This is a genomic window from Streptomyces sp. NPDC003248 (assembly GCF_055563235.1).
The window spans coordinates 183,142-209,015 of sequence record NZ_JBVHDT010000013.1; the positions used below are offsets into that span (position 1 = coordinate 183,142).

Annotated in this window: 19 protein-coding genes; 11 read left to right on the plus strand and 8 right to left on the minus strand. The window is 74.7% G+C overall.

The window, feature by feature from the left end; all coding sequences use genetic code 11:
* Positions 1-12: 12 nt before the first annotated feature.
* From ACZ3KJ_RS27185 to ACZ3KJ_RS27195, 3 genes are all read right to left on the minus strand, one after another.
* Entirely contained in the window at positions 13-1,215 is a 1,203-nt protein-coding gene (locus ACZ3KJ_RS27185) for an ROK family transcriptional regulator (protein ID WP_467530783.1), read from the minus strand.
* A 258-nt stretch (positions 1,216-1,473) separates the two neighbouring features.
* Positions 1,474-2,574 carry a formylglycine-generating enzyme family protein gene (locus ACZ3KJ_RS27190; protein WP_467530784.1) on the minus strand — a complete coding sequence of 367 codons (1,101 nt, stop codon included), beginning with the start codon at positions 2,572-2,574 and terminating at the stop codon, positions 1,474-1,476.
* An 83-nt stretch (positions 2,575-2,657) separates the two neighbouring features.
* Positions 2,658-3,089: an ATP-binding protein gene (locus tag ACZ3KJ_RS27195; RefSeq protein ID WP_467530785.1), complete on the minus strand. Its 432-nt coding sequence runs from the start codon at positions 3,087-3,089 to the stop codon at positions 2,658-2,660.
* A 292-nt stretch (positions 3,090-3,381) separates the two neighbouring features.
* Here ACZ3KJ_RS27195 and pgm point away from each other — a divergent pair, with 292 nt between their 5' ends.
* The 6 genes from pgm to ACZ3KJ_RS27225 all read left to right on the plus strand — a co-directional run bounded on the left by pgm (position 3,382) and on the right by ACZ3KJ_RS27225 (position 12,484).
* Positions 3,382-5,022: a phosphoglucomutase (alpha-D-glucose-1,6-bisphosphate-dependent) gene (gene pgm, locus ACZ3KJ_RS27200; protein WP_467530786.1), complete on the plus strand. Its 1,641-nt coding sequence runs from the start codon at positions 3,382-3,384 to the stop codon at positions 5,020-5,022.
* A 341-nt stretch (positions 5,023-5,363) separates the two neighbouring features.
* Positions 5,364-6,212: a PP2C family protein-serine/threonine phosphatase gene (locus ACZ3KJ_RS27205; RefSeq protein ID WP_467530788.1), complete on the plus strand. Its 849-nt coding sequence runs from the start codon at positions 5,364-5,366 to the stop codon at positions 6,210-6,212.
* A 105-nt stretch (positions 6,213-6,317) separates the two neighbouring features.
* On the plus strand, positions 6,318-7,370 hold the full coding sequence (locus tag ACZ3KJ_RS27210; protein ID WP_467530789.1) for an MASE1 domain-containing protein: 1,053 nt from the start codon (positions 6,318-6,320) through the stop codon (positions 7,368-7,370).
* 113 nt (positions 7,371-7,483) lie between these two features.
* Complete coding sequence (locus ACZ3KJ_RS27215; RefSeq protein ID WP_467530791.1) at positions 7,484-9,142, plus strand: catalase; 1,659 nt, start codon at positions 7,484-7,486, stop codon at positions 9,140-9,142.
* 565 nt (positions 9,143-9,707) lie between these two features.
* The gene (locus ACZ3KJ_RS27220; protein WP_467530792.1) at positions 9,708-11,393 is read left to right on the plus strand and encodes a cellulase family glycosylhydrolase; all 1,686 of its coding nucleotides are present in this window, start codon (positions 9,708-9,710) and stop codon (positions 11,391-11,393) included.
* A gap of 245 nt (positions 11,394-11,638) precedes the next feature.
* Positions 11,639-12,484, plus strand: a complete 846-nt coding sequence (locus ACZ3KJ_RS27225) for an RNA polymerase sigma factor SigF (RefSeq protein WP_467530794.1) — start codon at positions 11,639-11,641, stop codon at positions 12,482-12,484.
* Positions 12,485-12,672: 188 nt separating this feature from the next.
* Here ACZ3KJ_RS27225 and ACZ3KJ_RS27230 read toward each other — a convergent pair whose 3' ends face one another.
* Complete coding sequence (locus ACZ3KJ_RS27230) at positions 12,673-13,794, minus strand: MerR family transcriptional regulator (protein WP_467530795.1); 1,122 nt, start codon at positions 13,792-13,794, stop codon at positions 12,673-12,675.
* Between the two features lie 418 nt (positions 13,795-14,212).
* On the opposite strand from ACZ3KJ_RS27230, the gene ACZ3KJ_RS27235 reads away from it, so the two are divergent.
* Positions 14,213-14,458, plus strand: a complete 246-nt coding sequence (locus tag ACZ3KJ_RS27235) for a WhiB family transcriptional regulator (RefSeq protein WP_389523065.1) — start codon at positions 14,213-14,215, stop codon at positions 14,456-14,458.
* A 491-nt stretch (positions 14,459-14,949) separates the two neighbouring features.
* Here the strand turns inward: ACZ3KJ_RS27235 and ACZ3KJ_RS27240 are convergent, their stop codons facing one another.
* The 4 genes from ACZ3KJ_RS27240 to ACZ3KJ_RS27255 are packed head-to-tail and all read right to left on the minus strand — an operon-like array spanning position 14,950 to position 20,385.
* Positions 14,950-15,999: a DUF5914 domain-containing protein gene (locus ACZ3KJ_RS27240; protein ID WP_467530797.1), complete on the minus strand. Its 1,050-nt coding sequence runs from the start codon at positions 15,997-15,999 to the stop codon at positions 14,950-14,952.
* On the minus strand, positions 15,996-17,054 hold the full coding sequence (locus ACZ3KJ_RS27245) for a phytoene/squalene synthase family protein (RefSeq protein ID WP_467530799.1): 1,059 nt from the start codon (positions 17,052-17,054) through the stop codon (positions 15,996-15,998). The genes ACZ3KJ_RS27240 and ACZ3KJ_RS27245 overlap by 4 nt, the downstream gene beginning before the upstream one ends.
* The gene (gene crtI / locus ACZ3KJ_RS27250; RefSeq protein ID WP_467530801.1) at positions 17,051-18,598 is read right to left on the minus strand and encodes a phytoene desaturase family protein; all 1,548 of its coding nucleotides are present in this window, start codon (positions 18,596-18,598) and stop codon (positions 17,051-17,053) included. The genes ACZ3KJ_RS27245 and crtI overlap by 4 nt, the downstream gene beginning before the upstream one ends.
* Positions 18,595-20,385, minus strand: a complete 1,791-nt coding sequence (locus tag ACZ3KJ_RS27255; protein ID WP_467530802.1) for a polyprenyl synthetase family protein — start codon at positions 20,383-20,385, stop codon at positions 18,595-18,597. The genes crtI and ACZ3KJ_RS27255 overlap by 4 nt, the downstream gene beginning before the upstream one ends.
* 345 nt (positions 20,386-20,730) lie before the next feature.
* On the opposite strand from ACZ3KJ_RS27255, the gene ACZ3KJ_RS27260 reads away from it, so the two are divergent.
* The 4 genes from ACZ3KJ_RS27260 to ACZ3KJ_RS27275 all read left to right on the plus strand — a co-directional run bounded on the left by ACZ3KJ_RS27260 (position 20,731) and on the right by ACZ3KJ_RS27275 (position 25,698).
* Entirely contained in the window at positions 20,731-21,354 is a 624-nt protein-coding gene (locus ACZ3KJ_RS27260) for a sigma-70 family RNA polymerase sigma factor (RefSeq protein WP_467530804.1), read from the plus strand.
* Positions 21,355-21,725: 371 nt separating this feature from the next.
* Positions 21,726-22,925 carry a lycopene cyclase family protein gene (locus ACZ3KJ_RS27265; RefSeq protein WP_467530805.1) on the plus strand — a complete coding sequence of 400 codons (1,200 nt, stop codon included), beginning with the start codon at positions 21,726-21,728 and terminating at the stop codon, positions 22,923-22,925.
* Positions 22,926-23,371: 446 nt separating this feature from the next.
* Entirely contained in the window at positions 23,372-24,103 is a 732-nt protein-coding gene (locus ACZ3KJ_RS27270) for a methyltransferase (RefSeq protein WP_467530806.1), read from the plus strand.
* The gene (locus ACZ3KJ_RS27275; RefSeq protein WP_467530807.1) at positions 24,100-25,698 is read left to right on the plus strand and encodes an FAD-dependent oxidoreductase; all 1,599 of its coding nucleotides are present in this window, start codon (positions 24,100-24,102) and stop codon (positions 25,696-25,698) included. Before ACZ3KJ_RS27270 ends, ACZ3KJ_RS27275 begins: the two co-directional genes overlap by 4 nt.
* Positions 25,699-25,874: the final 176 nt, after the last annotated feature.

The following is a 25,874-nucleotide window of genomic DNA, read 5'->3' on the forward strand; positions in this document are numbered from 1 at the left end:
GGACGGGGGCGGTCACGTTCCCTCCACGGGATCGGGTGCTGGATAGCGGGTGAGCAGGGGCGATTCATGCAGGACGAGCGCGATCGCGCCGAGCGCGCCGCCCGCCTCGCCCAGGGCGGCGGGCCGCAGGTCGATCCGCGGCCGGGAGACCGGCATCAGGTGCGCCGACAGGGCGCGTTCGACGGGCCCGAACAACGCCGGTCCGGCCTCGGCGAGTTCGCCGCCGAGCACCGTGACGTCGGGGCCGATCGCGTTGCACACGGCCGCGAGCACGGTGCCCACCCGGGCGCCGGCCCCGGCCAGCACGCGGCGTGCGCCGGGATCGCCGGGAAGCGCGGCGAGGAAGGCCCCCCAATCGTCGGAGCCGGGGTGGGCGTCGAGTACCGCGCCGATCGAGGCGACGGTCTCCAGACAGCCGTCCTTGCCGCAGGAACATCGCCGGCCGCCGGGCTCGGCCGTGATGTGGCCGAACTCCCCGGACAGCCCGTGCGCGCCGCGGTGCAGGGCGCCGCCGACCACCAGACCGCCGCCCACGCCGTGCGACAGCCGCAGGTACAGGACGTCCTGCACACCGGCCGCGGCCCCCCACGTCGCCTCGGCCAGCGCCGCCAGCCGGGTGTTGTTGTCGAGCAGGACGGGAACCCCGAAGCGCTTGCGCAGCAGCACCGACAGGTCGTCGTGGCGCGGCGGTGCCCCGTCGTCGCGGGCCGGTGAACCCCCCGGCGGGGCGGCCGCCGCGCCGTTCACCGGTCCGACGACCCCGACTCCGACGCCGCTGAGCGCCCCCAGCCGGAGCGTGCCGCCGGCCAGCCCGCCGACCAGCCGCCCGGCGAGGTCGACGCGCTCCTCCCAGCCGAGGCCTTCGGCGTGCGGCGCGCTCGCGGAACCGATCACCTCGTGGGCGACGTTGACCGCGGCGACGTGCACCGCGCGCCGGGCGAAGTCGATGCCGATGGCCTGCCCGGCGCCGGGGTGCAGGCTCAGCGTCTCCACCGGACGGCCCCGGCGCCGCTCGGTGCCGGCGGGCGGCGCGGGCACGACGGCGCCGCTGTCCACGAGGACGGCGACGATGTCGTACAGGGTCGTGCGCGACAGGCCGGTCAGCCTGCCCAGCTCTCCCCTGCTGAGGGGACCGTGGGTGCGCAGCAGCCCGAGGACGAGTTCCTCGTGACCCCGGCGCAACCGCGCCAGCGGGCTTTCCTGATCGTGCGGCATGGGCCTCAGGATGCGGAGCCGGAGTAATTACGTCAACAGCCCGGAAAAAAACGGTGATGTGCCGAGCGTCTGCGGAAGGGTTGGAAGGGTGCAGGTCAGGTGGGGTGAGGTGGCTGTCGGTGGGGTCGGTGACCTTTCATGAGGCTGCAATGTTCCCGTGACGGACGGGGTTCGGCGGGGGTGCGGAGCGGTGCGGGGGGAGGGGGGTGGTGCGGGGAGGTGTGGGATGGGGGCGTACGGGATGGGGGGCGGTGTGTCTCAGGCGTCCCACGCGCACCGGAACCCGAGGTTGCCCGTGCTGCTGTCCGGGGTGTTCGCCGTGCGGGCCGCGACGCGGTAGCGGTTGCAGTACGAGTGGTGGCACAGGTAGGAGCCGCCGCGCATGACACGCGACGAGCCGTGCGCCGGGCCCGTGGGATCGGTCCGCGGACGGTCCGGGTGCCGGGTGCCCCACCGGTCCGCGCACCACTCCCACACGTTGCCGGACACGTTGTACAGCCCGTAGCCGTTGGGCTCGTACGCGGTCACCGGTGCCGTGCCCCGGTGGCCGTCCTCGGCGGTGTTCTTCGTGGGGAACCGGCCCTGCCAGATGTTGCAGCGGTGCTCGCCGTCCGGCGTGAGATCGTCCCCCCACGGATAGCGGCGCTGCACCAGGCCGCCCCGCGCGGCGTACTCCCACTCCGCCTCGGTGGGCAACCGGGCGCCGGCCCACCGGCAGTAGGCGGTGGCGTCGTTCCAGGAGACGTGGATCACGGGGTGGTCGCCGCGCGGGCCGACCGAGCTGCCCGGACCCTCGGGGGCGTGCCAGCAGGCCCCCTCGACCCCGCACCACCACGGGGTGCCCGGCGGCCGCGGTGCCCCGCGCCGCAGCGCGGCAGGCAGGAAGCCGGCGAACACGAAGGACCAGCCGAATCGTTCCGCCTCGGTGACGTACCCGGTCGCGTCGACGAACCGCGCGAACCGGTCGTTGGTCACCGCGCAGGCGTCGATCCGGAACGGCGACAGGGTGACCTCCCGGACCGGCCCCTCACCGTCCTCGGGGAAACCGTCGGCGTCCCGCGTCCCCATCAGGAACGAGCCGCCTTCCAGCAGGATGCTGTGATCAGGCCCGCCGTGATCCGGGACGCTGTGATCCGGGCCGGGGGCCAGGCCCTTGCCTCCGCTCCCGTCCGGGAGGCGGTCCCGGTGCTGGTCCTGATCCCGGTCCTGATCCCGGTCCCGGTCCCGGTCCCGGTCCCGGTCCTTCGGTCGTCCCGTCGCGGTGTGCCCCTGGGTGCCGACGGTCGGCCCCAGGGTGAGGTCCGCCCCGCCCCGGCCGGCGGAGGGCGCACAACAACTCCCGGACTCGGCCTCGTTCATCCGGCCTCCTCTCGACAAGTGATCATCGCTTCGAGGCTACGGCACCCGCGGACCGCGGACGGCGGCGTTCGCTTCGGCGGGCGCTACCGGACCGGGACACCGGCCCCCTCGCAGACCAGCTCCGCCCAGACGGTGTGCCCGTGGAAGTTGCCGCGATCGCCCCACCCGCAGGTGAGGGCGTCGACCATGAGCAGACCCCGGCCCGATTCGCCGGCCGTGAAGGACGGATGCCGCCAGCGCGCGCGGACGAGGCGCACGTCGAAGGCGGCGCCCGCGTCCGTGACCTCGATCCGCACCGTGTTCCGCACCCCCGGCTGGTGCCGCAGGCTCAGGGCGACCCGCACCGGCGGCCTGCCGTGCCGCAGGGCGTTGGTGACGAGCTCGCCGACCACGATCTCGGCGTCATCGGCGAGAGCCTCCTGCCGCCAGGCCCGCAGTTGTGCGCGCACATGGCCGCGCAGCCCTCGGAGGGATCCGTTCGCCCGGACGACTGGGCAGGTGGACGACCTTCTCATCGCTGTTCACCTTCTCACTCCTCTTCACTGGCTATTCCGGCGCTGGGGCCCCTACGGATGGGCTCGGAGCCGACATATGTGAACGAAGGCATACATCGGCGGTCGGGAACGGTGCGGTCGGTGCGGCTGGTGCGGCCGGTGTGGCGGGTGCGACCGTGGCGGCGGGTGCGTCTCGGCCCGGCACGATCGACATCGTCGCGGCCGTCACGGCGGAGTCCCCTCGCGTACCGGCGCCTTGACGAGGAAAGATGAGACGGCGAGTGACGGATCAACCCATGCGGAGGAACGGACCATGACGCACGAACGAGCGGGCCGGCCGGCCGGCCCCGAGGACCTCGTCGACGTCGCCAGGCTGGTCACCGCGTACTACGCGCTGCACCCCGACCCGGCCGACCCGGCGCAGCGCGTCGCGTTCGGCACGTCAGGCCATCGCGGGTCTTCCCTGAACACGGCGTTCAACGAGGACCACATCGCCGCCACCAGCCAGGCGATCTGCGAGTACCGCACCGCCCAGGGCACCGACGGCCCCCTCTTCCTCGGGGCCGACACCCATGCCCTGTCCGAGCCGGCCCGGGTCACGGCGCTGGAGGTGTTCGCCGCCAACGACGTCACCGTGCTCGTCGACAGCGCCGACGGCTACACGCCCACCCCGGCCGTCTCGCACGCCATCCTCACCCACAACCGGGGCCGTTCCACCGGCCTCGCGGACGGCGTGGTCGTCACCCCGTCCCACAACCCGCCCGCCGACGGCGGCTTCAAGTACAACCCGCCCAGCGGCGGCCCCGCCGGCTCCGACGCCACCTCCTGGATCCAGGACCGGGCCAACGAGATCATCGCGGGCGGCCTCAAGGACGTACGCCGCATCCCGTACACCCAGGCGCTCGCCGCCCCGGGCACCGGCCGCTACGACTTCCTCGGCACCTACGTCGCCGACCTGCCGAGCGTCCTCGACCTGGACGCGATCCGCGCCGCCGGCGTCCGGATCGGCGCCGATCCGCTCGGCGGGGCGTCCGTCGCCTACTGGGGCCGGATCGCCGAGGAGCACCGCCTCGACCTGACCGTCGTCAATCCGCACACCGACCCCACCTGGCGGTTCATGACGCTGGACTGGGACGGCAAGATCCGCATGGACTGCTCCTCGCCCTACGCGATGGCCTCGCTGATCGAGCAGCGCGACCGGTTCCGGATCTCCACGGGCAACGACGCCGACGCCGACCGGCACGGCATCGTCACCCCCGACGCGGGCCTGATGAACCCCAACCACTACCTCGCCGCCGCCATCGCCTACCTCTTCGCCCACCGCGACCGGTGGCCCGACGGCACGGGCATCGGCAAGACCCTGGTGTCGTCCTCGATGATCGACCGCGTCGCCGCCGACCTCGGCCGACGGCTCGTCGAAGTGCCCGTCGGCTTCAAGTGGTTCGTGGACGGCCTGGTCGACGGCTCGCTCGGCTTCGGCGGGGAGGAGTCGGCCGGCGCGTCCTTCCTGCGCCGCGACGGCTCGGTGTGGACCACGGACAAGGACGGCATCATCCTGGCGCTGCTCGCCTCCGAGATCACCGCGGTGACCGGGAAGACCCCGTCGGAGCACTACGCCGCCTTGACGGCCCGCTTCGGCGAACCCGCCTACGCCCGCATCGACGCCCCCGCGACCCGCGAGGAGAAGGCGCTGCTCGCCAGGCTCTCGCCCGCCCAGGTCACCGCGGACACCCTCGCCGGGGAAGCGGTCACCGGCGTGCTCACCGAGGCGCCCGGCAACGGAGCGGGCATCGGCGGCATCAAGGTGACCACCGCCAACGCCTGGTTCGCCGCCCGCCCCTCGGGCACCGAGGACGTCTACAAGATCTACGCCGAGTCCTTCCAGGGGCCCGACCACCTGCGCCGGGTCCAGGACGAGGCCAGGGCCGTGGTGGGCGCGGCGCTCGGCGGCTGAGCGCCTGCGGCTGACGCGCGGGCGGCCTCGAACGACGACGGGGCCTCGGACGACGACGGGGCCTCGGACGACGCCGGGGCCTCGGACGACGCCGGGGCCTCGGAGGACGCCGGGGAGGACGGCGGGGCCTCGGAGGATGGTGCGGCCTCGGAGGACGGCGGGGCCTCGCACGAGCGCTCCGGGGCAGGCCCCCTCCGTCACCGCGGCCGTCCCCGCCGCCCCCACCGGGCCGCCGGCCGTCTCTTCCGCCTGTCAGACCCCCACCCCAGGTCGGTATCATCCTCTAAACGCGGTATGCGACATTCGCCCCGAAGGGGCCACCGTCCTCTCCGGAGTGATCCATGTCCCGCAAGCACCCCACGGACGACGGTGACGAGCTCCTGGCCAGACTCGGTTCGCTCACCGCCCAGGCGCGCGAACGCGCGGAGGTGCAGCGCTCCCACGTCGAGCTGGCGATCGCCCTGCAACGCGGCATGCTGCCCCGCGACCTCCCGACAGCCCGCGGCTTCCGCCTGGCCGTCCAGTACGCGCCCGCCTGCCACGGACTCAACGTGGGCGGCGACTGGTACGACGCCTTCACCCTCCCCGACGGCCGCATCGGGCTGTCCATCGGCGACGTCCAGGGGCACAACATCGAGGCGGCCGCGTTCATGGGCCAGGTCCGGGTCGGGCTGCGCGCCCTGGCCTCCGTCACCGGCGAACCGGGCGAACTCCTCGCCCGCACCAACGACCTGCTCCTCTCCCTCGGCAGCGACCTCTTCGCCACCTGCACCTTCATGCGCCTCGACCCGGCCAACGGCCTCCTGGAGAGCGCCCGGGCCGGCCACATCCCCTGCGTGTGGGCCACCGCCGACGGCAGATCGGGCATCGCCCAGGACCAGGGCGGACCGCCCCTCGGCGTCCAGGAGGGCATGGACTACCCGGTCACCCGCTACCGGCTCACCCAGGGAGGTGTGTTCGTCCTGCTCACGGACGGTGTGGTGGAGGGGCCGTCGATGAGCGTCGAGGAGGGACTCGACCAGGTGGTCCGGCTGGCGGGCATCGCCGCCGTCGCGGGCCTGGAGGCCGGCGCGCTCGCCGCCGCCGTGCTCAAGGGCGCCGAGCGCGTGGGACACGACGACGACGCGGCCGTCCTCGTCGTCGGACACGACGGGACTCCGGGCGGACACGAGCCCCAGGTTCCGCCGTAGGGCCGGACGGTGTTCCGCCGAAGGGCCGGACGGTGTTCCGCCAGAGGGCCGGACCCTGCGCCCCTCACCTCGCCGACGGCGCCGCACCGGTGTCTGATGGCTGCTGTGGTGGGTACCAGCGAGCTGCGCCGGCCGGCCGTCCTCGCCGTCGAGACGGCGGCGGTCGCCGCCTGCTACTACGCCGCCGGACAGCTCGGCCTGCTGCGGCAGCTCGTCGTCGAGGGCGCGGTGTTCACGCCCATCTGGCCGCCCTCCGGCGTCGCGGTGGCGTGTCTGCTGCTCCTCGGGATGCGGGCGTCGGCGGGCATCGCCCTGGGTGCGCTGTTCGTCATCATGTCGATCACCACCGAGCTCAGCCCCCTCGTGATCCTCACCCTGGCGGGAAACACGGCCGCTCCCGTCTGTGCCTACGCCATGCTGCGCAAGGTGGGCTTCCGCACCGACCTGGCCCGTATGCGCGACACCCTCGCCCTGGTGTTCCTGGGCGCCCTGACCGCCACGCTGATCAGCTCCACGGTCGGCGTCGGCGTGCTCGTCCTGGCCGGCCGGCTGGACGCGGACAGCTTCTGGCCCGTCTGGCTGGGCTGGTGGGTCGGCGACGCGATGGGGGTCCTGCTCGTCACGCCGCTCCTGCTGCTGCTGTTCACCCTGCGCAGCCCGCCGCCCGTGTCCCGCTGGAAGGAGGCCGTGGGCCTGGCGCTGGTCACCGTCGTCTTCGTCACCGTGGCCACCCGAAGCAACATCAGCCTCCTCTTCCTCGTCTACCCCCTGCTGATCTGGGCGGCCCTCCGCTTCCGGCTCGCGGGCGGCATGCTGTGCGCGCTGTTCACCTCGGTCATGGCCACCGTCGCGGCCACCGAGGGGGTCGGCCCGTTCGCCGGTCGCACCCACGTCGAAGTCATGATCAACCTCCAGGCCTTCAACGGCACGATGGCCCTGACCGCCCTTCTGCTGTCGGCCGTCATCACCGAACAGCGCAACACCCGGCGCTCGGTGGAACGCGCCTGCCAGGAACTGGTGGAGGTCCTCGAACACCTCACGGCCGGCGACGCCCCCCAAGGCCTGCCGCCACCCGAGGACAGGTACGGCCTGCCCGGCGCGGGTGGCCTTCCCGACGACGCGGACGGCTCTCCTCCGGCGAATCGGGGAGGGACGTGAGTGAATGAGGGGTGCCGGGTACCCGGACGGTCCCTCAGCGGTCCGGCGGCGGCCGCCGTGCGGCCCCGCACCCTCGCAAGCGTGGGGGGACGATCCCCAAGGAGCTCAAGGACATGACGGACGTATCGAGCAGCGGATCCGGCCCGGGAGACGGCCGGAAGGTGCTCACCAACCGGCAGGGCCACCCCGTCCACGACAACCAGAACCAGCGCACCGTCGGCGCCCGCGGCCCGGCCACGCTGGAGAACTACCAGTTCCTCGAGAAGATCAGCCACTTCGACCGGGAGCGCATCCCCGAGCGTGTCGTGCACGCCCGGGGCGTCACGGCGTACGGCTACTTCGAGGCGTACGGCAGCTGGGGCGACGAGCCGATCAGCCGCTACACCCGCGCCGCCCTGTTCCAGGAGCGCGGCAAGCGCACCGACCTGGCCATCCGCTTCTCCACGGTCATCGGCGGGCGCGACTCCTCCGAGGCCGCCCGCGACCCGCGCGGGTTCGCCGTGAAGTTCTACACCGAGGAGGGGAACTGGGACCTCGTCGGCAACAACCTGGGCGTCTTCTTCATCCGGGACGCGATCAAGTTCCCGGACGTCATCCACGCCCTGAAGCCGGACCCGGTCACCTTCGAGCAGCAGCCGCGCCGCATCTTCGACTTCATGTCGCAGACCCCCGAGGCCATGCACATGCTCGTGAACCTCTTCAGCCCCCGCGGCATCCCCGCCGACTACCGCCACATGCAGGGATTCGGCGTCAACACCTACAAGTGGGTGACCGAGCAGGGCGAGACCAAGCTGGTCAAGTACCACTGGATGCCCAAGGCGGGCGTGCGCAGCATGACCGAGGAGGACGCGGCGAACGTCCAGGCGGACTCCCTCGGCCACGCCACCAAGGACCTGTACGAGGCGGTGGAGCGCGGCGACTACCCCGAGTGGGAGCTCCTCGTCCAGATGATGGACGACCACGAGCACCCGGAGCTGGACTTCGACCCGCTGGACGACACCAAGACCTGGCCGGAGCAGGAATTCCCGCCCAAGCCGGTCGGGAAGATGGTGCTCAACCGCATGCCGGAGAACTTCTTCGCCGAGAACGAGCAGATCTCCTTCGGCACCGGCGTCCTCGTCGACGGGCTGGACTTCTCCGACGACAAGATGCTGGTCGGCCGGACCTTCTCCTACAGCGACACCCAGCGCCACCGCGTCGGCCCGAACTACCTCCAGCTGCCGGTCAACCAGGCCAAGAACGCGGAGGTCCGCACCAACCAGCGCGACGGGCAGATGACCTACCACGTGGACGGCGGGGGTGTGAACCCGAGCGTCAACTACGAGCCCTCCATCACCGGCGGACTGCACGAGGACGAGTACCCGTCCCACGACGAGCAGGGGCCGGAGATCACCGGCCGGCTCACGCGCAAGCGCATCCCCCGCACCAACGACTACCTGCAAGCGGGCCAGCGCTACGCGCTGATGGAGCAGTGGGAGCGCGACGACCTGGTGAAGAACCTCACCGCCGCGCTCGCCCAGTGCGACCGGCCGGTGCAGGAGCGCATGGTCTGGCACTTCCTCCTGGTCGACAACGACCTCGGCCTCAGGGTCGGTGAGGGCCTCGGCGTCAGCCCGGAGGACGTCGCCGGGCTGGAGCCCCTGGCCGGCCAGGGGCTGACCGACGAGGACCGTGAGCGGCTCGCCCACCTGGGCAAGAACCCGCCGCGCGACGTGCAGGGCCTCACGATGACGCACTGCGTCCCGAACGAACGGCACGTCGTCAACCGCTGACCCGCGGCTCCCCACTGACCTGCGGCCCCCCGGGGTGACCCGCGGCTCGCCCGTCGACCCGCGGCTCCCCTTCGAGCCGCGGGTCGACGGCCACCGGCCTCCGGTCCCTGCCGCGCCCGCGCCCCGACCGCCGCGGTGGCGACCGCTTCCGGGCCCGGCCCGGCCCGCCCACGGCTCGGACCGCCCCTGGCTCCGTCCGGCCCACGGACCGGACCCTCCGCGGCCCCGTCAGGCCCACGGCCCACACCGCCCCACGGCCCGACCGCTCCCTCCGGCAAGGCGCCGGCGCGGCCGGGGCCGTGGGGCGGTCGCGAGCAGCCGCCGACCGTGTCGCCGGGTGGTCGGTGGCCCACGCCCGGTGCGGCCGACGGTCTGTGCCGGTGCGGCCGACGCTCTGCGCCCAGCGCGGCCGATGGTCTGCACCTGGTGCGGCTGACGGTCTGCGCGCCGGTGTCGGTCTGTGCGCAATGACTTGACGTGTACTTGGCATAGTGGCTTCATGGGAGCGCTCCCACTCCCTTCCGATGCCGGATTCCCTTCCTGGCGCTCACTCCCTGGAGCCGCAGTGAGAAGAGCACGCAGCACGACACGAAAGAGGTTCCTGCCCACCCTGGCCGCCCTGCTCGGCCTGGGCATGGCCGTCGGTCTCCTGGCCCCGGCCGCCGCCCAGGCGGCGGCGCCGTCCTCCGTCCGGGCGGCCGAGACCCCCTCCGCCCAGGCCGTCGGCCTCCACATCGACGACGGCCGTCTGCTGGAGGCCAACGGCAACGATTTCGTCATGCGGGGCGTCAACCACGCCCACACCTGGTATCCGGGCGAACTCCAGTCGCTGGCCGACATCAAGGCGCTCGGCGCCAACTCCGTCCGCGTGGTCCTCTCCGACGGCTACCGCTGGAGCGAGAACAGCGCGGCCGACGTGGCGAACGTTGTCACCCAGTGCAAGGCCAACCGTCTGATCTGCGTCCTGGAGGTGCACGACACCACCGGCTACGGCGAGGACGCCGCGGCCGGCACCCTCGACCACGCCGCCGACTACTGGATCGGCCTGAAGGACGTGCTCGCCGGCGAGGAGAACCACGTCATCATCAACATCGGCAACGAGCCCTGGGGCAACACCGACCCCGCGGGCTGGACCGCGCCGACCATCGCCGCGATCCAGAAGCTGCGCGCCGCCGGGTTCGAACACACGATCATGGTGGACGCCCCCAACTGGGGTCAGGACTGGCAGGGCGTCATGCGCGCCAACGCCCAGAGCGTCTACGACGCCGACACCACCGGCAACCTGATCTTCTCGATCCACATGTACAGCGTCTTCGACACGGCGGCGGAGATCACGGACTACCTCAACGCCTTCGTCACCGCCGGACTGCCCATCCTGATCGGTGAGTTCGGGGGCCCCGCCGACCAGTGGGGCGACCCGGACGAGGACACCATGATGGCCACCGCCGAGCAACTCGACCTCGGCTACCTGGCCTGGTCCTGGAGCGGCAACACCGATCCGATCCTCGACCTGGCGACCGGCTTCGACCCGACGCAGCTCAGCTCCTGGGGCCAGCGCATCTTCAACGGGACCGACGGCATCGCCCAGACCGCCGAGGAGGCCACCGTCTACAGCGGCACCTCCGGCGACACCCAGGCGCCGACGGCACCCGGTACCCCGGCGGCCTCGGCCGTGACCTCCACCTCCGCCACCCTGACCTGGACCGCGTCCACCGACGACGTCGGCGTGGCCGGCTACGACGTCGTCCGCGTCGGCGGCGGCACCGAGACCAGGGTCGCCGTCTCCACGACGAACACCGCCACCGTGAGTGACCTCACCGCCGACACCGCGTACACCTTCGCCGTCTACGCCCGGGACGCGGCCGGCAACCGTTCGGCGCGCTCGGCCACGGTCGACGTCACCACCGCGGAGGGCGGCGGAACCCCGGGCGCGTCCTGCTCCGTCGGCTACCGCGTCGTCGGCGAGTGGCCGGGCGGCTTCCAGGGCGAGATCGCGCTCCGCAACACCGGTACCGCCGCCGTCAACGGCTGGACGCTGGTCTTCGCCTTCGCGGACGGCCAGACGGTCACCAACATGTGGGGCGGCACCGCCACCCAGAGCGGCGGCACGGTCAGCGTCACCCCGGCCTCGTACACCACGGCCATCCCCGCCGGCGGCTCGGTCACCGTCGGATTCATCGGCGCCAAGGGCACCACCAACACCGCTCCGACCGCGTTCACCCTCAACGGCACCGCCTGCACCACCGCCTGACCCGCCGTCATCGACGGCTCACGGCACGCGCGGTCGGCCCGCACCCGGCCGACCGCCCGGAGGCACCCGGTCCGCCCCGGCCGGGTGCCTCCGGCGGGTCCGGGCGCCTCAACCACCGTCCGTCAGGAGCCCGATCGCGCCGCCTTTCGCCATCCGAACGCCCATCGAACGAAATTCATGGGTGTGAGCGCCGAAAGTGCGGGCAGGCGGGCGGTGTGCAGCTATAGGTCCACCTGGGAGGGAACATGATGACGGAGACGGCGCTGCGGACCGCAACGCACACCGCCGGACTGCCGGAGGTCGCGGATCCGTCGAAGGTGGCTCCGAAGGACGCGCGGCAGCTGACCCGCCTGTTCTTCGAGCAGTTGGCGGTTCTGGAAGAGGGAACGGAGGAATTCCAGTACGCGCGCAACACGCTGATCGAGATGAACATCTCCCTGGTGCGCTACGCGGCCTCGCGGTTCCGCAGCCGTGACCCGGAGGAGATGGAGGACATCGTCCAGGTCGGCGTGATCGGTCTGATCAAGGCGATCGACCGGTTCGAGCTGTCGCGCGAGGTGGAGTTCACCTCCTTCTCGATCCCCTACATCGTGGGCGAGATCAAGCGGTTCTTCCGGGACACCACCTGGGCCGTGCACGTTCCGCGCCGCCTTCAGGAGGCCCGGGTGCAGCTGGCGCGGGCGACGGAGGAGCTGAGCAGCCGGCTGGGCCGGACGCCGACGGTGAGCGAGCTGGCGCAGCTCATGAACCTCCCGGAGGAGGAGGTCATCGAGGCGCGCCTGGCGTCCAACGGCTACCGGTCGTCGTCCCTGGACGCCGCCATCGGCGGCAGCGAGGACGGCGAGACCGCCCTGGCCGACTTCATCGGCGACGAGGACGGCGCGCTGGAGCTCGTGGAGGACTTCCACGCCCTCGCCCCGATGATCGCCGAACTCGACGAGCGCTCCCGCCGCATCCTGCACTGGCGGTTCGTGGAGGAGATGACGCAGGCTCAGATCGGCGAGCGTCTCGGGGTGTCGCAGATGCACGTCTCGCGGCTGCTGTCGCGCACGCTGGCCCGACTGCGTGAGGGCATGCTCAGCACCGAGTGACCCGCCCCGCCGGGACAACGGGCCGTGGTTCGACGGCCCGCGTCTGTGACACGGCACTACGGCCCGCGCACCGTCACACAGGTGCGCGGACCGTAGTGCCGTGTCGCGCGTGTGCGGGCCGTAGTGCCGTCTCACGCGCGTGCGGGCCGTCGTGCTATGCCACGCCCGTGTGAGGTCGTCGTGCCGTGTCACACGGGCGCGGGCCGCAGCGCCGAGTCGTCCCGGACGGCCGGCAGTACGGGGGGCTCGAGCGGGGGCGTCCCCGGGGCGTCCCGCGAGGCGAGCGCCCGCACCGCCTCCCGCAGGCCGGGCGGGCGCAGCAGCCCGGGTCCCCCGGAGCGCCGGCTCCAGCCGGGGCCGCACAACAGCACCAGGCTCTGCGTCCGGGCGCCGCGCACCCCCCACCGGCTGGCGGCGACGTGCTGGGCGAGCGGCAGGCTCGCCGTGGACCGCGACTGCGACCACAGCGCCACCGCCGCGGGACCGACCCGCCGCACCGTCGCGAGCACCGCCTCGGCCGGAACAGCGCCGCCGAGCATGAGCGCGGGCACGCCCAGCTCCGCCAACGCGGCGCCGAGCGCCTCCAAGGGCAGTGTGTGCTGTTCGCCCGGGAGACAGGCCAGCAGCACCGGTGAGCTGCCGGGGCGGTGGTCCTGCCGCGCGCATGACACGTACAGGTGGCGCAGGGTGGCGGAGATGTGCCAGGACAGCAGGTGCTCCACCTCCACGTACCGGTCGCCCGACGACTCCCACTTCCGGCCGACCGCGCGGAGCGTGGGCACCATCACCTCCTCCCAGGCCGTGATCAGCCCGTGGGTGCGGACCACCGCCATCAGCTGCTCCTGGACCGCCGACGCGTCGAGCCGGACGGCCGCTCGGGCCAGGCCCCGGCACTCCTGGCGCACGTTTCCCAGCGGCAGACCGCCGGGGGAGCGCGCGTCCCGGTCCGGATCCGGCCCGTGGTCCGTGTCCGGCGCCGGCGGCGGTGCCGGACACGGACCGGGACCCCGGGCCGCCTGCGCGTCCACGGTCGGGGGCGCCGCCGTGCCACGGCCGCGGGCACGTTCCTTCGCGGCGCGCGCGGCCTCGGCGGGAGGTACGCCCGAGGCCGTCAGCCGGCACATCTCCTGCACCATGGCCACGTCCTCCGGTGACCAGCGGCGGTGCCTGCCGTCGACCCGTACGGCGGGTCCCAGCCCGTAACGGCGGTCCCAGGAGCGCAGCGTCGTGGGGGAGACACCCACCCTGCGGGCCAGGAAACCCGTCGTCACCCCCGCCTCCGGCGCTCCCGCCGGCGCGCGGGGGCTCACCTTCACCGGGCACCTCCGGGCCGGACGGCATTCGGGGCGGCGCCGCTTCCCCCGAGGGGGCCGGTCGCCGGGAAGCTGCGGCTCACCACAGGTCCTCGCCTCATCTCGCACACCGAACGGGCTTCGGGCGGCCCGAGTGGCTCTTACGGTGTTCTCCCGGACGCCCCCGAACGGATGCGGCACCTTGATCAGCGTCCGTTCTGTCGGACAACCATGGCCCAAACGGTGGATAAGCGCATATATTGCTCGTTACCTCTGCCGGGTCGGCGGTGCTTCGGGCACCGCGGTAACGGGCTGCCCCGATGGTGCGGCCCCCGACCTACGGCGGAGGTTGTGATGAAGTCTTCTCGCTGTGACGGCCGTCGCGCGCCGCTCCCGGGCGACGCCCCGGGGCTCCGGGCGGGACGGGAGGTGGCACGTGAACTGGCGTGAGGCCGCGGCCTGCCGCTCCGAGGACCCGGAGCTCTTCTTCCCGGTCGGTGAGGAGGGTCCGGCCCGCCGGCAGATCGAGCAGGCGCGCGCGGTCTGCCGACGCTGCCCCGTCCGCGTGCCCTGCGCCTCCTGGGCGCTGCGCAACGCGGAACGGGACGGCGTGTGGGGTGCGATGACGGCCGGCGAGCGCCGGGACGTGCTGTTCCGACGCCGGACCGGCAGCGACCCCTGAGCCGGGACGGCCCGGACCCGCGTCGGGACCGGCCCGGACCCGCGTCGGGTCGCCCTCAACCCGCATCGGTCAGGTCCGTCCTGTCCCGGCCGGCGGGTGCGTACGGCGCTCGGCTCATGGTGCGGAGGGGCGCTCGGCCCGTGGTGCCTACGGCGCTCGGTCCGTCGTGCGGTCGACGGGCGCCGGCATGCGGACGGCGCACCGCCTGGAGGACGGACGGCGCACCGACTGGAGGACGGACGGTGGACCGCCCCTGGGGGACGGACGGTGGACCGCCGCGTGCGGACGGCGGAGCGTCCGGCGCGCCGCACGTACGCACCTGACCGCCCCCTCCGACCGTCGACCGGCCCGGCACGCCGCCGCCCGCGTACGACGGCGTTCCGCCCATGGCGTGGACGACGGGCCGGACGCATGGCGTGGACGGCGGACCGGGTCCATGGCGTGGACGGCGGACCGGGCCCGTGGGGCGGGTGGCGTGCGGTGCGTGTGGCTCAGCCGGGGAACCGGCCCGTGGAGCGCAGGTGCCAGCGGCGTTCGGCGTAGGCCAGGTCGTCCCGCCACAGGCGTCCGGCGGCGGCCCGTACGAGGGGCCGCAGCAGCGGGGCCATCGTGCGGGCCGCGGCGAAGCCGGGACGGTCCGAGGCGGCCACGACCGCCTCGACGACCGCCGTCCGCGGCCGCCCCAGGGCGTCCGGGCCCAGCGGGGTGGCGTGCGTCTCGACCACCGACCCCTGCCCCTCGCCCTCCGTGATGTGCATGACGACCGTGCGCGGCTCGGGCGCGGTGAAGACCGCCCGGACCGGTACGACGAGCCGTCCGGCCAGCTTGAAGGAGACGTCGACGGCGAAGCCGTCCCCGTCCGCCGCTCCGCCCCCGGCCTCCTGCCCGCCCGCGCCGGCCGGGGAGGTCCCGGGAGCGTCGACGACGGTCAGGTCGACGAAGGAGTACGGGTGGAACCAGGCGCCGTGCCAGGGATCCAGCCGGTTGGCGACGACGTCCTCCGGTTCGCAGGTGCCGACGCCCACGTAGACGGCCGACAGCGCGTCCGACAGGGCGGGCCTGACCGGTACGACCGGCTCGTCCAGGGGCGGCTCGCCGCCCACGTCGTCCAGCCGTACCCACACCAGCACGCCGTCGTCGTGCACCGGCAGCGGTTCCCAGCCCGCGAACGGGCCGCCGCGCAGGGCGAGGCCGTGCCAGTGGCAGACCAGGGTCCCGCAGCGCACCGGGCTGTCCCGGAGCGGGGCGCCGAGGTGGGGGCAGACGCCGGGCCCGGCGACCAGTCGGCGTGCCGCGTCGCGCCAGACGACGACCTCCCGGCCGGCGACCGTGCGGCCGAGGGGCCGGTCGTCGCGTACGTCCCGGGTGGCGCCGACGACGTACCAGTTGCCCGAGGGACGTGCCTGGGCGCGCTTGAGGGCCCGGGCGATCACGGCCGGGCGCGCCTCGCGCCAGGTCGGGCGCTGCCGCTCCCAGGCCACCGGGTTCCTGCGCAGCGACAGGGGGAACCGGCCGCGCCGGACGGGACGGTCGGGGCTCACGCGGCCTCCTCGGGCAGCCGTTCGGACGAGCGCGGGAAACCGGACGAAGACGTCCGGGGCGGCCCGGTCACACCGGTGGGCGGCCGCCCCGGTTCGGGCGGCGGCGTCCGGCGTGCCCCGGTGCGCGCCGCCGCGCGGGCGGCGGCCAGGCGCAGCAGCCCGTCGACGGCCACCGCGGCCCGCCGCCGGCGGGGCACCACGGCACGGCGGTGCAGCACCGCGTACCCGCCGTCGGCGACCGCGTCCAGGATGCCCCCGTAGAGCACGAAGGCCGTGCGGATGCACGGGCGGGACACCGGGTCGAGCTGGGCCAGCCCGGGCGCCGCCTCGCGGTAGACGCCACGGGTCAGTGCCTCGAAGGCCCTGAGCGCCTCGGTGATCCGCCGGTCGGGCCGGCCGGTGGCGCGGCTCCAGGCCAGCAGCCCGCGGTCCACGCCGTGCGCGCGCAGCAGGTCGGCGGGCAGGTAGACACGGCCGCGGTCGAGGTCCTCGCCCACGTCCCGCAGGAAGTTGGTCAACTGGAAGGCGACGCCCAGGGCGGCCGCGTGGGGGGCGGCCTCCTCGCGCGGGACGACGGTCCCGAGGACCGGCAGCATCTGCAACCCGATCACCGCGGCGGAGCCGTGCATGTACGCGCGCAGGTCGTCGTAGGTCGGGTAGTCGGTGACCTCCAGGTCGCTGCGCATGGCGGCCATGAAGTCGGTGAAGTGCCGGTGGTCGATGGCGTACCGGCGGGCCGTGTCGGCGAGCGCCAGGACCACCGGTTCGGAGCTGCCGCCGTCGCGCAGCCCCCGCTCCAGGCCCGCCTGGAGGCGTCGGAGGTCCTCCGCGCGGCGGTGGCGCGGCACGCCGTCGTCCAGGGAGTCGACGATGTCGTCCGCCCAGCGGGCGAATCCGTAGAGGGCGTGGACGGCGGGCCGCCGTTCGACGGGCAGCAGCCGGGTGGCGAGGAAGTACGTCCTGCCGTGCCGGGCGTTCAGCGCGCGGCAGCGCGTGTAGGCGTCGCGCAGCGCCGGATCCGTGATGCCCGCCGCGTCGAGTTCACGGCCGGTCATGAGTGCGTTCCTTCCGGTGTGGCCCGCACGCCGGGGCGGCGGCCGGGGGCGGGGGAGGGGTGCCCGGTGATGCGGGCCGCGGCGAGCTTGCCGGAGAGCAGGACGGTCGGCACGCCGACGCCCGGGGTGGTGCCGCACCCGGCGAGCACGGCGTTCTCGGTGCCGCGGACCAGGTTGCGCGGGCGGAACGGGCCGGTCTGGGCGAAGGTGTGGGCCGCCGAGAAGGGCGTGCCCGCCGCGTGCCCCTGGGCCTGCCAGTCGGCGGGTGTGACGAGGGTCTGGTCCTCGACGGACGCGGCGAGGCCGTCGAGCCCGCGCCGCTCCAGTTCCCGCAGGAGGCTGTCGCGGTACCGCGGCGCCAGCTCGCCCCAGGCGGCCGCGTCCGGCCCGATGTCGGTGTTCGGACAGGGGGCGAGGACGTAGTGCAGGTGGCGGCCGGGCGGCGCGAGCGTCGGGTCGGTGGCGGTGGGGCGGGTGACGAGCAGCGACGGATCGCTCATCAGGCGGCCGGTGCGGGTGAGCTCGTCGAAGGTGCCGTGCCACCGTGCGCCGAACGACAGCGTGTGGTGCGCGAGGCGGGGCCAGGTCCGGTCCGTCCCCGCGTGCAGGACGACGGCCGACGGCGCGTGCCGGAGACGCAGGGGGCGGCGCGGCGTCCGGCCGAGGAGGCGGTAGGCGACCGGCAGGTCCGGGGTGAGGACGACCGCGTCGCACGGGATGCGCTCGTGGGAGGTGACGACGGCGGTGATCCGGTCGCCGTCACCGGAGCGCTCCAGCCGGGTGACGTCCCGTCCGAAGCGCAGGTCGGCGCCCGCGTCCGCGGCGGCGTCCGCCATCGCCCGCGGCAGCGCGTGCATGCCGCCGCGCGGGAAGTACACGCCGGCGACGGTGTCCATGTAGGCGATGACGGCGTACGCGGCGAGGGCGCGGGCGGGCGGGACACCCGCGTACAGCGACTGGAAGGAGAAGACGCGGCGCAGGCGTTCGTCGCGCAGGTATCGGCCGATGTGCGCGTCCAGCCGGCCGAACCCGCCGAGCGCGGCCAGCCGGGCCAGGTCGGGGGTGAGCAGGTTCAGGGGCGAGTCGAAGTTGGTGTCGATGAAGCGCCGCATCTGGGCCCGGTACAGCCGCTCCAGCCAGTGCCGCAGCCGCCGGTAGCCGGCGGCCTCCGCGCCGCCCGCGAACCGCTCGACCTCCGCCTCCATCGCGTCCGCGTCGGTGTGCACGTCGACGCTGCTGCCGTCGGCGAAGAGGGCCCGGTAGGCCGGGTGCAGGGGGACGAGGTCGACGCGGTCGCGCAGGCTGTCGCCGACCGCGGCGAACGCCTCGTCGGCGAGGTCCGGCATGGTGAGCACGGTCGGACCGGTGTCGATGCGGTAGCCGCCGCGCACCAGGCGCCCGGCGCGGCCGCCGGGCAGCGCGTCGCGCTCCACGACGGTGACCCGTCGACCGGCGCCGAGCAGGTGCAGCGCCGCGGCCAGGCCGGAGAGCCCGGCGCCCACCACCACGACGTGGTCCGTCCGCCCGGGGACGGTCCGCGTCATCGCGCGGCTCCCTCGGCGCCGATGCGCAGGAGCAGGGCGTAGGACGCGTCGTCCTCGGGCCGCACGGGGGAGGACGTGGGCCGGGCGGCGCCGGGCGGCGACGACGGGGGGCGGGTGGAGTCGGGGGACGGCGGGGCGGCGGAGGGGTGGGAGGCGGAGGGTCGGGAGGCCGGCGGGGAGGGAGCCGCGGTGGCGGCGGGCCGTGGGGCGGGGGAGGGCGGGGAAGCGTCTTGGTGGCTGGACGCTGCTGAGGGAGTGTCCTGGGGGCCGGATGCCGCTGAGGGAGTGTCTTGGAGGCTGGATGTCGCCGGGGGAGTGTCCTGGGGGCCGGATGCAGCCGGGGGAGTGTCCCCGGGGCCCGACGCCGCCGGGGTGGCGCCGGCGGTCGCCGGAGGGGCGCCGGCCGTTTCCGGGGTGGCCCCGGCGGTCGCCGGACGGGCGCCGGCCGTTTCCGGGGCGGCGCCGGCCGTGGCGTGGAGCAGCTCCCGCAGGCGCGCGCGGCCCTCCGGCTCCAGTGCCGCCGAGTCCAGGTGACGCATGCCCCGGGCGACCAGCCGGTCGATCCTCGCCTCCACGGCGTCGCGCGCGCCGGTCGTGACGAGGACGTCGCGCACCTCGGCGAGCCGGCTGTCGGACAGGTCGGCACGGCCGAGGGAGTGCCGCAGCAGCGCGAGCGCGCGCCGGTCTCCGGCCGCCTCGGCCCGGGCCCGCGCCACGGCGGTCAGGTAGGTGGGCTTGCCGGTCCGGATGTCGCCGCCGGAGGGCTTGCCGGTGTGCCGCGGGTCGCCGAAGACGTCACGGAGGTCGTCGCGGAGCTGGAAGGCGATGCCGACGCACCGGCCCGCCGCGCACAGGGCCCCGGCCCGCGCGGGATCGGCGCCCGCCAGGGCGGCTCCGAGGGCCAGTGGACGCTCCACCGAGTACAGGGCGCTCTTGAGACAGGCGGCGCGGATCGCGCGGGCCGCGGAGCGGGCGCCCGTGGCCTGCCCCTGGACGTCCAGGTACTGGCCGGCCACCATCTCGGTGCGCATGGCGCTCCACAGCTCGCGCACCGCACGGGCCGTGACCGGCGCCAGCTCGGTGGCCGCGACGACGTCGTCGGCCCACGCCAGCGCCAGGTCCCCGGCGAGTACGGCCGCGGCCTCGCCGAACCGCGGGCCGTGTTCCGGCGGGACGGTGCCGGCGTACTGCGCGGCGACGTCGGCGTGCAGGGCGAGCCGTCCGCGCCGTAGCCGCGAGCCGTCCATCACGTCGTCGTGGACCAGTGCGCACGTCTGGATCAGTTCCAGGGCGGCGCCGACGCGCAGCGCGGCCTCCGCGGCGCCGGCCCCGCCGCCGCAGGCGCGCAGCGCCCACCACACGAAGCGCGGCCGAGTGCGCTTGCCGCCCTCCAGGGTGCAGCGGACGACGCGGTCGGCCAGGTCCCGGGCGAACACCGGGTCCAGGGCGGCGGCGTGCTCGGAGCGTTCGGCCAGGAGGTGGTCGAGGACGCGTCCCACGGCTCCGGGCACGTCGCCGTCGACGGCGGGCAGGTCGTTCACGTCCAGGGGGAAGAGGGCGGGCATGGCGCCTTCCGGTCGGCTGTCGGGGGAGGGGCCGCGCTCACCCGCGCGGGACGAGGGGGTGCCCGTCAGGGACAAGGGGTTGCCCGTCAGGGACCGGGGGTCGCCCGCGCGGGAGGTGGCCATCAGGGACGGGAGGTGGCCCGCGCGGTGTCGCGGGGCCACGAGCGGAGCGCCGGGCGGCGGTCCGGTCAGGGGGTGTTCCTTCGCCTTGCTCGGGCGCATCCCGGTTCCTCTCGTCGTGATCGGCGTCGGCCCACACTGAACGCATTCCGCGTCGGGGACGGGCATGGATGCGCCGACCGGGGGACAGCCGTGCTTCGTTCCCGCTCGCCGGCGGGCGGCCGGGGACGGCGGGAGCGGGGCGACGCGACGTACCGGACCGGCCGGCGCACGCGAAAACGATGCAGAGTCGATGCAAGTTGATGCATCGATTGGCCGCTTCGCATGGTGGAGGGGCCGCGGTCGCTCCGTGCGACCGGCACCCCGGATCCGGCGAGGGGGACGGCCCCGGCGAGGGGCCGCGCCTCGGGGACGGGCCGGACACCGCCCGCACGAGGAGCAGACACCATGACCGCACAGCAGGCCGCCGGGCCCACCCTCGACACCGTTCCGCAGCGGTCCCCGACCGAGGAGACCCTCGCCGACGACGGACTCGCCGCGGGCTTCGCCGCCGGCGACGAGGCCTGCCTGGCCGCCGCCTACCACCGGTACGGGTCCCTGGTCCTCACCCTGGCGCGACGCTCGCTCGGGGACGCCCGGGAGGCGGAGGACGTGACGCAGACCGTGTTCCTGGCCGCCTGGCGGGGACGCGCCGGGTTCCTGCCGGAGCGAGGCACCCTGTCCGCCTGGCTCGTCGGCATCACCCGCCGCAAGGTCGCCGACGCGCTGTCGGCCCGGACGCGCCGCGCCGAACTCGTCGCGGCGGCCGGCGCGCGGATGTCCGTCACCACCGGGGACCGGCACACGCCCGACGCCGTCCTCGACCGCGTCCTGCTCGGACACGAACTCGCCAAGCTGCCCGCCCCGCAGCGCCGTGTCCTCACCCTCGCCTTCTACGACGACCTGACGCAGACCCAGATAGCCGAACTCACCGGCTGGCCCCTGGGCACGGTCAAGAGCCACGCCCGGCGCGGACTGCACCGGCTCGGCCGCCGCCTGGAGCACGACGGCGTGCACGCGAACGCCGGGTGATCCGCGCGGGCGGGAACGCGGCGACGCGGAAACGATGCGTTAACGACGCGACAGTGACAGCTGTCCGGCCCCGCACCCGTACGGCGGCGGGGCGACGCGCCTCGGCCCGAGCCGCGAGACGACCGCCGGACGGCACGACACCCCGGCCACCGGCGACCTGAGCCGCCACGGCGACCTGCCGTGGCGACACGGGCCGCTACGGCGACCTGCCGTGGCGACACGGGCCGCTACGGCGACCTGCCGTGGCGACGACGAGTCGGCCACCGGCGGCACAACCCCGACGGCCCAGCGTGGCCCGCATCCGGAAGGGGCGCCGAGCGGGAATGCTTCCCACGGGAGCACACCGGACGCGCGCAGGGAGGGAGCGGCTCGTGCTGGAGGCGGAGGTCGCCATCGTGGGCGCGGGAGCCGCGGGACTCTCCCTCGCCCACCGGCTGTCACGCCCCGCCCCCGGGGCAGGCCGCCTGTCGGTGGTCCTGCTGGACGCCCCGCCGGGACCGCTGCGCCCGCCGCGACGGACCTGGTGCTACTGGGAGGCGGGCCCGGGACCGTACGACGCCGCGCTGACCACGCAGTGGGAGCGGCTGCGGATCCACACCCCCGAGGGCCGGACCGTCGAGGACGGCATCGCACCGCTGTGTTACAAGATGCTCCGCTCCGACGACTTCGAGGCGCTCGTCGACCGCGATCTCGCGGGCACCGACGACGTCCGACGCCTGGAGGCGACCGTCGAGACGGTGCGCGCGGCGGCCGACGGAGCCGAGGTCCGTGCCCGCGCCGGCGACGGCCGCCCGCTGACCGTACACGCCCGCTGGGTCTTCGACTCCCGGCCTCCCGGCAGCCTCCCGGCGGCCCGCACCACCTTGTTGCAGCACTTCCACGGCTGGTTCGTGCGCACCGCCCGGCCCGCCTTCGACCCCGGCACGGTCGGGCTCATGGACTTCCGGGTCCCGCAGCCGTCCCACGGACTGGCCTTCGGCTACGTCCTGCCGACCGGCCGCCGCGACGCGCTCGTGGAGTACACCGAGTTCTCCCGCGCCGTCCTGCCCCGTCAGGACTACGAGGCCGCGCTGCGCCACTACACCGAGGACGTGCTCCGCATCGGCCCGGTCCGCGTCACCTCGACGGAGACCGGGGTGATCCCCATGACCGACGCGCGGTTCCCCCGCCGCGCCGCCCCGTCCGTCTTCCGTATCGGCGCCGCCGGCGGGGCCACCCGGCCGTCGACGGGCTACACCTTCGCCGCCGTCCAGCGGCAGACGACGGCCGTCGCGGAAGCCCTCCGGGCGGGCCGCCACCCGCTGCCGCCCGCACCCCACTCGGCCCGCTCCCGCGCCATGGACGCCGTGATGCTGCGCGCCCTGGACAGCGGCCGGGTCGACGGTGCCGCGTTCCTCGCGCGGCTCTTCTCGCACGTCCCGATGGAGCGGCTGCTGCGCTTCCTCGACGGCCGCACCCGCCTCCACGAGGACCTCGCCGTCGGCGCCCGCACCCCCGTACTGCCGATGCTCCGCTCCGCCGCCGAGCTGCCCTTCCTGCGCCGCAGGCCCTTCCCCGGTCCGGGGCCGTGACCGCAGCCGGGGAAGCGCTCATGCACCGGCGGGGCCCTGCACCGGTCGGGCCCCAGCACGGGTTGGACTCCCGCACCGGTCGGGCTCCGGCGTCCGCCGGTTTCCCGCACGGGCGGGGTCTGTACCGGTCGGGCCCCGGCGTCTGCCGGTTTCCCGCACGGGCGGGGTCCTGCATCCGTCGGGCCCCGGCGTCCGCCGGATTGCCGCACGGGAGGGGTCCTGTACCGGTCGGGCCCGGCACCCGCCGGACTCCCGCACCGTCCGGGCCCGCACCGCTCGGGCCGAGCATCCGCCGCATTCCCGCACCGGCCGAATTCCTGCCCCACCGGCCGAATTCCTGCCCCACCGGCCGAATCCTGCCCCGCCGAACCCCTGCCCCTGCTGACCCCCCGCCCCTGCCGACCCCCCGTCCCCGCCGACCCCCCCGCCCCGACCGAGGAGACCGTATGACCCTGCTGCGCGACGCGGAGCTGGCCGCCGCGTTCGACCACGCCGCTCGCAGCTACGACACCCTGGTCGCCGCCAACCCCGGCTACCACGCCCAGCTGCGCCGCTCCGTACGCCGTCTCGGTCTGCCCCACGGTGGCAGAGGGCTGCGCGTCCTGGACCTCGGCTGCGGCACCGGCGCCTCGACGGCCGCGCTCGCCGCCGTCCTCCCCGGCGCCCGGATCACCGCCGTGGACGCCTCCGCCGGCATGCTGCACCGGGCGGCCGGCAAACGGTGGGGCGCGGGGGTGACCTTCGTGCACACCCCGGTGGAACGCCTGGCGGACGCGGGCCTGGCGGGTCCGTTCGACGCCGTGTTCGCGGCCTACCTCTTCCGCAACGCCGCCGACCCCGACGCGGTGCTGGCGGCGGTGCGCGACGTGCTGGCGCCGAACGGACGGCTGGCCGTGCACGAGTACACCCTCAGCGGCCGGCCCGCGCACCGCGCGGTGTGGACGGCGGTGTGCCGTGGGCTCATCCTGCCCGTCGCGATCCTCCTGGGCGACGGCGACCTGTACCGCCACCTGTGGCGCAGCGTGCTGCGGTTCGACACGGCGGACGGCTTCGCCGACCGGGTCCGTGCGGCCGGGTTCGGGCACGTAAGGGTGCTCCCCATGCCGGGATGGCAGACCGGCATCACCCACACGGTCGTCGCCCGCCGCACCGGCCTCCGCGCGGCGGGCGCGCGATGACCGGGCCCCGGCGTCCGGACGCGACGCGCCACGGCAGGGACCGGCGGGCACGGAGGCTGTCCCCTCCCGCGGGCACGCCGCGCGTCACCGGTGACCGCCGCCCGACGACCGCCGTCGTGGGCGGCGGCATCGCCGGCCTGGCGGCCGCGACCGCCCTGGCAGAACGGGGCGTGCACGTCACGCTCCACGAACGCGAACCCGTACTCGGGGGACGGCTCGCGGGCCGGCCGACCACCCTCGCCGACGGCTCCACCGTCACCATGAGCCGCGGCTTCCACGCGTTCTTCCGCCAGTACTACAACCTGCGCGGTCTGCTCCGGCGCACCGATCCCGGACTCGCCCGCCTGCGGGCGCTGCCCGACTACCCGCTGCGGCACAGCGACGGGCCGCACGACAGCTTCCGGCACGTCCCGCGGACCCCGCCGTGGAGCGCGCTCGGATTCGTCGCCCTGAGCCCCACCTTCCGGCCGCGCGACCTCGCCCGGATGAACCCGGTCGCGGCGCTGCCCCTCCTCGACGTCCGCGTGCCCGACGTGTACGAGCGGTTCGACGGCGTCAGCGCCCACGACTTCCTGCGGTCGATCCGCTTCCCCGAGGCCGCCCACCACCTCGCCTTCGAGGTGTTCTCCCGCAGCTTCTTCGCCGATCCCCGGGAACTGTCGGCGGCGGAGATGGTGCTGATGTTCCACATCTACTTCCTCGGCTCCGCCGAGGGACTGCTCTTCGACGTACCCGGCGACCCCTTCCCCGCCGCCCTGTGGGACCCCCTCGCCGGCTATCTGCACGGCCACGGCGCCGACCTGCGCACCGGCACACCCGTCGAGAGCGTCGAACCCACCCCGGACGGCGGTTTCGTCGTGGCCACGGGCGAGGAGGAGCGGCGGTACGACACCGTGGTGCTGGCCCTGGACACGGGCGGCCTGCGCGCCCTCGTCGGCCGCTCCCCGCGCCTGGCCGACGCCGCGTGGCGGGAACGCGTCGCCCGGCTGCGCACCGCGCCGCCGTTCCTCGTGAGCCGCCTGTGGCTGGACCGTCGCGTCGCCGCCGACCGGCCCGGCTTCCTGGGCACCAGCGGCTACGGCACCCTCGACAACGTCAGTGTGCTGGAGCGCTGGGAGTCGGAGGCGGCCCGCTGGAGCGCCCGCCGCGGTGGATCCGTCGTGGAACTGCACGCGTACGCCCTGCCGGACGGCGCGGTACGCGACGTCGAGCAGAAGCGGCTGCTCGCGCAACTGCACCGGGTGTACCCGGAGACCCGCGCGGCGAGGGTCGTCGACGAACGGCACGAGTGGCGGTCCGACTGCCCGCTGTTCCCGGTCGGCGGCCACGCCGACCGGCCGACCGTACGCACCGGCGACCCGGGCCTGGTGGTGGCCGGTGACATGGTCCGCACGGACCTGCCGGTGGCCCTCATGGAACGCGCGGCCACCAGCGGCTTCCTCGCCGCCAACGCCCTGCTGGAGCGCTGGGGCGTCCGGGGCCAGACCCTGTGGACCGTTCCCGACCGCGGACGCGGAGCGGCACTGCGGCTGCTCGCTCGGTGGGGCGCCGACCGGTCCGCACCGGTCGGCGGCGGCACACGGGGGACACCGTGACCGGCCGCCCGCCCCCCGGGACGTGCTTTCCTGACACGCCGTCAGGCCGAAGCCGCCACACCCGAGCCGTCGTACCGGAGCCGTCACGCCGGAGGGGCGCCCGCACCCGCAGGGGTGAGGTGACGGGACCGGGGTAGACGCGACGGTACACAGGCCTTGCCGAACCGGCCTCGCCG